This window comes from Pseudomonas fulva NBRC 16637 = DSM 17717 (assembly GCF_000730565.1).
Classification (GTDB): domain Bacteria; phylum Pseudomonadota; class Gammaproteobacteria; order Pseudomonadales; family Pseudomonadaceae; genus Aquipseudomonas; species Aquipseudomonas fulva.
Genome location: NZ_BBIQ01000020.1, coordinates 85,433 through 95,114, shown reverse-complemented (window position 1 = coordinate 95,114; position 9,682 = coordinate 85,433). Strand labels below are relative to the sequence as shown.

General features: G+C 64.1%; 3 protein-coding genes and 1 rRNA gene. All 4 read left to right on the top strand.

Annotated features, from left to right (window positions below; translation table 11 throughout):
• The first annotated feature begins 87 nt into the window (after positions 1–87).
• The 4 genes from rrf (at position 88) to recD (ending at position 9,663) form a co-directional block, all read left to right on the top strand.
• Positions 88–203 (top strand): 5S ribosomal RNA (rrf, locus tag PFU01S_RS18155).
• A gap of 234 nt (positions 204–437) precedes the next feature.
• On the top strand, positions 438–3,917 hold the full coding sequence (gene recC / locus PFU01S_RS18150) for an exodeoxyribonuclease V subunit gamma (RefSeq protein WP_033737041.1): 3,480 nt from the start codon (positions 438–440) through the stop codon (positions 3,915–3,917).
• A complete protein-coding gene (gene recB, locus PFU01S_RS18145; RefSeq protein ID WP_028687608.1) occupies positions 3,914–7,591 on the top strand; it encodes an exodeoxyribonuclease V subunit beta in 3,678 nt (1,225 codons plus the stop codon). The genes recC and recB overlap by 4 nt, the downstream gene beginning before the upstream one ends.
• The gene (recD, locus tag PFU01S_RS18140) at positions 7,588–9,663 is read left to right on the top strand and encodes an exodeoxyribonuclease V subunit alpha (RefSeq protein WP_028687609.1); all 2,076 of its coding nucleotides are present in this window, start codon (positions 7,588–7,590) and stop codon (positions 9,661–9,663) included. Before recB ends, recD begins: the two co-directional genes overlap by 4 nt.
• The last annotated feature ends 19 nt before the right edge of the window (positions 9,664–9,682 follow it).

Below are 9,682 nucleotides of genomic sequence, written 5' to 3'. Positions count from 1 at the left end.
CATGGACCGAAAGTTCGCAACGCATCACAAACATCACATATCCGAATTTGCTGGGCTGTCCAACAGGACATTCTGGCTACAGAATTTCTTGACGACCATAGAGCATTGGAACCACCTGATCCCATCCCGAACTCAGTAGTGAAACGATGCATCGCCGATGGTAGTGTGGGGTTTCCCCATGTGAGAGTAGGTCATCGTCAAGATTCATTTCGCAAAACCCCTATCTGCGCAGGCAGGTAGGGGTTTTGTCTTTAGGCTGGAAAAAATGACGTACTCGTGTTTGTACCGTCAAACGAGCAACCGCCGTGGGCGAGCCGGGGCAGGCGCGCGACTGCCTACCCCACACCAACGCCTCGAAACATCTCTACAACCCCGCCCTCGACCCGCTCCGTGATATCGTTCCTCCCCAAGTAAACGCGCCCGAAAGAGACCTGCCGATGTCCAGTACCCACCTCCAGCCTGGCTTCATGATCGTCCAAGGCAATCGCCCAGACGACCTGCGCAGCCTGGTGGTGAGCTGGATGCGCCGTTACCCTCTGGCGCCTTTGGAGAATGAAATCGCGCTGGTCCAGAGCAATGGTATCGCCCAATGGCTCAAGCTCGCCTTGGCCGAGGATCCTCTAGAAGATGACCAGGGCGGTTGTGGCATTGCCGCTGCCATCGAGATGCAGCTGCCGGGTAGCTTCATGTGGCAGTTGTACCGCACCGTGCTGGGCCGCGATCAGATACCGGAAGTGTCGCTGCTCGACAAGGCGCCGCTCACCTGGCGCCTGATGCGCCTGTTACCCGAACTGGTCGAGCGGCCGCACTTCGAGCCCTTGCGGCGTTTTTTGACTGACGACAGCGATCTACGCAAACGCTACCAGCTCGCCGAGCGCCTGGCCGATCTGTTCGACCAATATCAGGTGTACCGCGCCGACTGGTTGAAAGAGTGGGCCGCAGGGCGGCATGTGCTCAACACTGCCCGCGGCGAACGCAAGCCATTGCCTGTCGACAACTGCTGGCAGGCAGAACTGTGGCGTGCCCTGCTGGAGGATGTAGGCGAGGAAGGCATGGCCCAGAGCCGTGCCGGCGTACACCAGCGGTTCATGGCCTGCATCGACGACCTGGAGCAGGCTCCGGCAAACCTGCCCGCACGGGTGATCGTGTTCGGTATCTCCTCGCTGCCTGCCCAGACGCTCGAAGCGCTGGCCGGTCTCGCCCGTTTCAGCCAGGTCCTGTTATGCGTGCACAACCCTTGCCGCCATCACTGGGCCGACATTGTGGCCGACAAGGACTTGCTGCGGCACCAGTACAAGCGTCAGCAACGCCGGCCCGGCATGCCATTGGAACTGGATGACCAGTCGCTGCACCAACATGCGCATCCCCTGCTGGCAGCCTGGGGCAAGCAAGGCCGCGACTACATCAACCTGCTCGACAGCTACGACGACCCAGGCAGTTACCAGGGTGTCTTCAGCGATGGACGAATCGACCTGTTTACCGAAGGTTCACCCATCACGCTGCTCAACCAGCTACAGGACGATATCCTTCAATTGCGTCCGCTGGCCGAATCCCGTGAGCAATGGCCGCCGGTCAATGCACGCCGCGACCGTTCGGTGCGCTTCCACGTTGCGCACAGCCCGCAACGGGAAGTCGAGATTCTCCACGACCAGTTGTTGGCCCGCTTCAGCGCAGATCCCACGCTGCGCCCACGTGACGTCATCGTCATGTTGCCCGACGTCGATAGCTACGCACCGCACATACGGGCCGTCTTCGGCCAATTGCAGCGCAAAGACCCTCGCTACATCCCGTACACCTTGACCGACCAGGGCCAACGTGGCCGCGAGCCGCTGCTGATCGCCTTGGAGCACCTGCTCAAACTCCCCGAAAGTCGTTTTGCCGTCAGCGAAGTGCTGGACCTGCTGGACGTACCGGCAGTGCGGGCTCGGTTCGGCATTCGCGAAGGTGACTTGCCAACCCTGCACCGCTGGATCGAAGGTGCCGGCATTCGCTGGGGGCTCAATGCCGAGCAACGGGCCAGCCTGGGCTTGCCGGACGGGCTCGAGCAGAACTCCTGGCGCTTTGGTTTGCGGCGGATGCTGCTGGGTTATGCCGTGGGTGTGGGTGATGCCTGCGATGGCATCGAGCCTTACGACGAGATAGGCGGGCTGGACGCTGCACTGATTGGGCCGCTTGTCGCGTTGCTCGATGCGCTTGAAGTGGCGTGCCAAACCTTGTCTTGCCCGGCCAACGCCGGCGAATGGAGCGAACGCCTCAATGCCCTGCTGCACGTCTTCTTCCTGGCCGAGGATGAGCAGGATGAGTTTCTGCTGATCCAGTTGCAGGACCTGCGCGAATCTTGGCTGGATGTCTGCGAAACCGTGGACCTGCAAGACCCACTGCCGCTAACGGTGGTGCGCGAAGCCTGGCTGTCGGGCCTGGACCAAGGCAAATTGTCCCAGCGCTTCCTGGCCGGCTCGGTGAACTTCTGTACGCTCATGCCCATGCGCGCCATCCCGTTTCGCGTGGTCTGCCTGCTGGGCATGAACGACGGTGATTATCCACGCGCGCAGCCACCGCTGGATTTCGACCTGATGGCCACCGACTACCGCCCAGGTGATCGTTCGCGTCGGGAAGATGATCGTTACCTATTGCTCGAAGCCGTACTGTCGGCCCAGGACCAGCTCTACGTAAGTTGGGTGGGGCGCAGTATCCGCGACAACAGCGAGCGGCCTGCCTCGGTACTGATCGGCCAGCTTCGCGATCACATCGCTGCGGGGTGGCAACTGGCCGATGCGCAAGCCGATGTCAAACACGATCCGGGCCAGCAACTGCTTCATGCCTTGACCCAGGAACACCCCTTGCAGCCCTTCAGCCTGCGCTATTTCGAACAGGGCAGCGCGCTGTTCAGCTACGCACACGAGTGGCAAGTGCTGCACCAGGCCCACAGCAATGTCCCTCACGACCTGGCCGAGCTGCCGCCCTATCAGGATGATGAGCCGCTGACATTGAATCAGCTGGCCGATTTTCTCAGGCATCCGGTGCGGCATTTCTTCAGTCAGCGGCTCAAGGTCTATTTCGAAGCGCTCGAAGCGCCCACGCCGGACGAAGAGCCTTTCGTACTCGACGCCTTGCAGCGTTATGGTGCAAGTGAGGCGTTACTCAGCGCAGCCTTGAGCACACCCGAGGATGTTCCGCGCGCCCTGCATCAGCAGGCACGTCGCCTGCAGGCCCAGGGCTTGCTGCCCTTGGCCGGTTTTGGCGAACTCTTGCAGCATGACCTGATCGAGCCGCTGCCCGACTTGCTGCAACGCCATGGGCAGTTGCTCGAGCGCTGGCCGCGGCAGGTTGAGGGTGCACTGCCTGTGCATTTCGAGCACGGCCCCCATCGGCTGGAGGGCTGGCTGGGTCGCGTGTTCCAAGGCGATGACCAGAGCGTGCTGAGGATCAACACGGTCCCCAACACCATCAGTGCAGGGCGCAACAGCCTAAAATGGCATCGCCTCATCGCGCCGTGGGTGACACACCTTGCCGCCTGCGCGGCAGGTTACGCCTATCACAGTGCGCTGGTGGCCAGTGACGTGACCCTGCTACTGGCGCCTGTTGACCAGCAAGCGGCAGCGGACCTGTTGGGAGAACTGCTGGTGGCACGACAGGCGGGCATGTGTGCACCGCTCCCGGTGGCGCCCAAGACGGCATTCGCCTGGCTCGCCCAGGACGATCCGGACAAAGCCATGGCTGCGGCCGCCCGTGCTTACGAAGGCGACGAACGCACCAGTGCCGGCGAGCGCGGTGAAAGCGTTGCCCTGGCCCGACAGTTCCGCGATTTCGCCGCGCTCACGGCCGACGAAACCTTCGAGGGGTGGTGTGAGGCCTTGTACCGCCCCCTGTTCGACGCCCCCTGGCAAACCCTGGGCAACCCGGAGAAAAGCGCATGACCCAGGCTCGGCCACTGGCCCTAAATTTTCCCTTGCACGGCAGCCAGCTGATCGAGGCCAGCGCGGGAACGGGCAAGACGTTCACCATTTCAGCGTTGTACCTGCGCCTTATCCTCGGCCACGGTGGCGAGCAGGGTTTCGAACGAGAGCTGCTGCCGCCGCAGATTCTGGTAGTGACGTTCACAGACGCTGCCACCAAGGAGTTGCGCGAGCGTATCCGGACTCGGCTGGCTGAGGCGGCGCGGTTTTTCCGCGGTGAACTCGAAGCCGTCGACCCGCTGCTGGCGCAATTGCGTGACGATTATCCACAGCACGCGTGGGCCAGCAGTGCCGCCCGGCTGGAAACCGCTGTGCAGTGGATGGACGAAGCAGCCGTATCGACCATTCACGGCTGGTGCCAGCGCATGTTGCGTGAGCACGCATTCGACAGCGGCAGCCTGTTTACCCAGACCCTCGAAACCGACCACAGTGAACTGCTGGGGCAGGTGGTGCGCGATTACTGGCGACGTTTCTGCTACGGCATGCAAAGCCAGGCCCTGACGTGGGTGCGTAGCCACTGGGTCAGCCCTGCCGCGCTCTTGCCCCGCATTCGCCCGCTGTTTGGCAGGGTGCGTGCCGCCCACCAAGGGCCCGAGCCCGAGGCACTGATCCTTGAGGCGTTGCAGGCCCGCGACGAGCAACTGGCCCGGCTCAAGGGGCCCTGGGCGGTCTGGGTCCAGGAGCTGCGACAGCTCTGTCATGACGCCGTGGCCGCCAAACAGGTAGACGGCAGGAAGATGCAGGCCCGCTACTTCGAACCCTGGTTCGACAAATTATCCCAGTGGTGCAACGACGAACAGTGCGTGGAACTTGACCTGGGTACAGGCTTCACCCGCCTGACCCCTGCGGGCCTCGCCGAGGCCTGGAAAGTCGGCGAGCCGCCAGCGCACCCTGCACTCGATGCCATGCAAACATTGCAACAAGACCTGCAGGCCCTGGCCAGCCCGGACGCAGCGCTACTCGAACATGCCGCCAGCTGGGTTTCGGCGCAGTTCGAAGTGGAGAAGCGGCGCCGCGCGGAGATGGGGTTCGACGACATGCTCCTGCGGTTGCAGCAGGCACTGTACAGCGAGGCAGGCGAGCGACTGGCCGGATTGATCCGTGAGCAGTTCCCGGTGGCGATGATCGATGAATTCCAGGACACCGACCCGATCCAGTACGGTATTTTCGAACGCATCTACCGCATCAGCGAGAACCACGGCGACACCGGCCTGTTCATGATCGGCGACCCCAAGCAGGCGATCTACGCCTTCCGGGGCGCCGATATCTACACCTACCTCGCGGCCCGTCGCGCGACCCAAGGCCGCTTGCACAGCCTGGACACCAACTACCGCTCCAGCGAAGGCATGGTCGCGGCGGTCAACCAGGTATTCCAGCAGGCCGAGGCGCGTCCCAGCGGGCGTGGCGCCTTCCTCTTTCGGGAGGCGGACGACAACCCTCTGCCCTTCGTTGCAGTGCGCGCCCAGGGCCGCAGCGAGCAACTGATGCTCCAGGGTCAGCCCTGCGCCGCACTCCAGTGCTGGCAACTCCCCAGCGACGAGCCGGTTTCGATGGGCGTTTACCGGCAGCAGATGGCCACCAGTTGCGCGAGTCACATCGTGGGCCTGCTCAACGCCAGTCAACACGGCACGGCAGGCTTTGCGCACGCCAATGGCCATTTGCGCCCGTGCCTGCCATCGGACATCGCCATCCTGGTGCGCGATGGCCACGAGGCGCAACGTATCCGCGCAGAGCTCGCTGCCCGAGGCGTGCGCAGCGTCTACCTCTCCGACAAGGACTCGGTGTTCGCCGCCCAGGAGGCTCATGACCTGCTGGCCTGGCTCAAAGCCTGCGCAGAGCCGGACTCCGAGCGCCTGCTCAAGGCGGCGTTGGCCAGCTTGACGCTTGACCTGTCGCTGCCGGCGCTTGATCGCCTGAACCAGGACGAACGGGTGTGGGAAAGCTGGGTGATGCGGTTTCGCGCCTACCGCGACACGTGGCAGCGCCAGGGCGTGCTGCCCATGCTGCGTCAGTTGCTGCATGACTTCGAGCTGCCGCGAACGCTCATTCGTCGCACGGACGGCGAGCGCGTGCTCACCAATCTGTTGCACCTGGCCGAGTTGCTCCAGCAGGCCGCAGGCGAGTTGGACGGTGAGCAGGCGCTGATCCGCCACCTGGCCGATCATCTGGCCAGTTCAGGCCAGGCCGGCGAGGAGCAGATCCTGCGCCTGGAGAGCGACGAGCAACTGGTCAAGGTGGTCACCATCCACAAGTCCAAGGGCCTGGAGTACCCATTGGTCTATCTTCCGTTCATCTGCTCCAGCAAACCGGTGGACGGCAGCCGCCTGCCGCTCGCCTGGCACGACAGCCAGGGCAATGCGCACCTGACCCTGACGCCGGACGCCACGCAGGTCGAGCGCGCCGATGACGAACGCCTGGCCGAAGACTTGCGCCTTTTGTATGTGGCGCTTACCCGTGCCCAGCATGCCTGCTGGCTGGGGGTGGCCGACCTCAAGCGCGGTAATCACAAGCGCTCGAGCCTGCATCGCTCGGCCCTCGGCTACCTGCTAGGCGGCGGCGCCGAACTTGCCGATTCCAAGCAACTGACAGGCTGGTTGCAAGCACTGGCCGATACCAGCGCGCACATAACCTGTCCTGGGCTTCCGGAAGCGGACCGAGCGCTCTACCACACCCCGCAGTTGCAGCACCAACTGGTCCCAGCCCGTATGCCCCGGCGCGCGGCGGCCGAACAGTGGTGGATCGCCTCCTACAGCGCGCTGCGGATCGGTGAGCAGGCACTGGGCGTCGACAGCTCGCTGGCGCAACAACTGCTCGACGATGAGCCCGTCGATACCCAGGTACTGCGCGAGGTCCCCGCGGACAGCGGAGACATCCACCGCTTCCCACGCGGCCCGAACCCCGGCACGTTCCTTCACGGGTTGCTGGAGTGGGCCGGGCGTGAAGGCTTTGCCCAGGTACACGATAACCCGCAAGCGCTGGCCCGTACCGTGGGCCAGCGCTGTAACCGGCGCGGCTGGGAAGGCTGGATACCGACGCTGACCCAGTGGCTCACAGGCCTGCTCGACACACCGATGCCCGTGGCACAAAACGGCCTGACCGTGACCCTCAGCCAGCTCACCCGCTACCAGGTCGAAATGGAGTTCTGGTTTGCCAGTCACCAGGTCGATGCCCAGCAGCTCGACCGCCTGGTGGCCCACTACACCCATCCAGGGCTACTGCGCCCAGCCGCGCAGCCGACGCTGCTCAACGGCATGTTCAAGGGTTTCATCGACCTGGCGTTCGAGCTGGAGGGGCGCTACTACGTGACCGATTACAAATCCAATTGGTTGGGCCCCGACATTCAGGCGTATGACCCTGCCGCGATGCAGCGGGCCATCCTTGAGCATCGTTATGACCTGCAATACGTGCTGTACCTGTTGGCCCTGCACCGACAGCTGCGCGCCCGCCTGGCGGACTATGACTATGACCTGCATGTCGGCGGGGCCCTTTTCATTTTCCTGCGAGGGGCCAACAGCAGCGGGCATGGTATTTATCACGCCAAGCCCCCGCGCGAGCTGATCGAAACCCTCGATGCCCTGTTTCGCGGCGAGCACGCACCTGTTGCGCATGACCTGTTTGCCGGAGACGCCCCATGAGCCGAAGCCTCGTCGACCTGCTGCCCACCCCCCTGCAGGCCGAGCACCTGCTGGCCCTGGCCCCTCAACACCGCAGCAGTGACCTGCTGCAACTGCTCGATCGCTGGGTCGAACGCGGCTGGTTGCGGGCGCTGGACCGTGCTTTCGTATCCTTTCTGGAGACGCTTGCGCCGGGCAGTGACCCGCTGTTGCTGTTGGCAGCCGCCCTTGCCAGCCATCAACTGGGGCATGGGCACGTCTGCCTGGACTTGCAGCAGACCTTGGCCGAACCTGACTTCGCGCTCTCGTTACCGCCTGAGGGGGATGCGCTGACCGGCCCGCTGCTGTTGCCCTCCCAACTGCTGGCCGGCCTTGACCTGGACGCCTGGCGCCAGCGCATCGCCGCAAGCCCGCTGGTGGCAGCCGCCGATACGCCAGGGCAGCACACCCGGCCCTTGGTCCTCAGCGGCGAACGCCTTTACCTGCGCCGCTACTGGAGTTATGAGCGGCGCATCGACCGCACCCTGCGCCAACGCCTGACCCAGGCCGACGCCGTACCGTCAGACCTGACGAGGCGTCTGGATGCCCTGTTCGAGGGCGGCAGCCTCGCAGGGCAGGTGGACTGGCAGAAGCTTGCCTGCGCCCTGGCCACTCGCGCCGGGTTCAGCATCATCACGGGTGGGCCTGGCACCGGCAAGACCACCACCGTGGTACGCCTGCTTGCCTTGCTCCAGGCCCCGGCAGTGGAAGCGGGCAGGCCGTTGCGCATTCGCCTGGCGGCGCCCACGGGCAAGGCAGCTGCTCGCCTGACCGAATCCATTGGCCAGCAAGTCGAACGCCTGCATGTCAGCAGCGACGTGCGTGGCCATATCCCCACCGAAGTCAGTACCGTGCACCGCCTGCTCGGTAGCCGTCCAGGCTCGCGACACTTCCGTCACAATGCCGCCAACCCCCTGCCTCTGGATGTACTGGTGGTCGACGAAGCTTCGATGATCGACCTGGAGATGATGGCCAACCTGCTCAATGCCATGCCGCCAAAAGCACGACTGGTGCTGCTCGGTGACAAGGACCAGCTGGCCTCGGTGGAGGCCGGGGCGGTGCTGGGTGATTTGTGCCGGGATGCCGAGCAGGGCCGCTACTCCCCAGCGACCCAGGCATGGCTGGAGCATATCGGCGGGCAATCGCTGTCTGAAAGCGGTCTTGAGCCTGGTGATGAACAGCGCCATCCGCTGGCTCAGCAAGTGGTCATGCTGCGTTTTTCCCGACGCTTCGGCGAAGGCAGCGGCATCGGTCAGCTCGCCCGATTGGTCAACCGTCAGCAAAGCCATGCGGCGCGCGACTTATTGGCCATGCCGCCGCCCGACGTCCACAGCCTGGCCCTGAAACAGGAGCATGACCGCGCCTTCGATCGCCTGCTGCTCGACGGCCTGGACCGCGGCGCGGAAGGCCCCCAGGGCTATCGCAGCTACTTGCGTACCTTGGGCAGTCAGCGTCCGGCACTAGACACTCCATTCGACGACCCTGCCTGGGAACGCTGGGCCGCCAAGGTCCTGCACCGTTTCGAGGATTTCCAGCTGTTGTGCGCCGTGCGCCGTGGCGCCTGGGGTGTAGAGGGGTTGAACGAGCGGGTGGCGCGGGTGCTGCACAGCGCCGGCCTGATCGACAGCCAGCAGCCTTGGTACGAGGGCCGGCCGGTGTTGGTCACCCGCAACGACTATGGGCTGGGTTTGATGAACGGCGACATCGGTATCGCCCTGTGCCTGCCGGATGAGCAGGGCAAGCCATTGCTGCGCGTGGCCTTTCCCCGCAACGATGGCAAGGGTGGCGTACGCTTCGTGCTCCCCAGCCGCCTGAACGAGGTGGAAACCGTGTTCGCTATGACCGTGCACAAGTCCCAGGGCTCGGAATTCGGCCATACCGCACTGGTCCTGCCCGACGCGCTCAACCCGGTCCTGACCAAGGAACTGGTCTACACCGGCATCACCCGTGCCAAGCACTGCTTCAGCCTGGTGGAACCTCGCCAGGGCATTTTCGAGGAAGCCGTGGGGCGCAAGGTTCGACGTATTTCGGGGTTGATGCTCGAGCAGGTGTGAGGGCGACGCTCGTCAGCGC

Coding starts and splice junctions, on each gene's coding strand:
- recC (WP_033737041.1), top strand. CDS start 438: ATGTCCAGTACCCACCTCCAGCCTGGCTTCATGATCGTCCAAGGCAAT.
- recB (WP_028687608.1), top strand. CDS start 3,914: ATGACCCAGGCTCGGCCACTGGCCCTAAATTTTCCCTTGCACGGCAGC.
- recD (WP_028687609.1), top strand. CDS start 7,588: ATGAGCCGAAGCCTCGTCGACCTGCTGCCCACCCCCCTGCAGGCCGAG.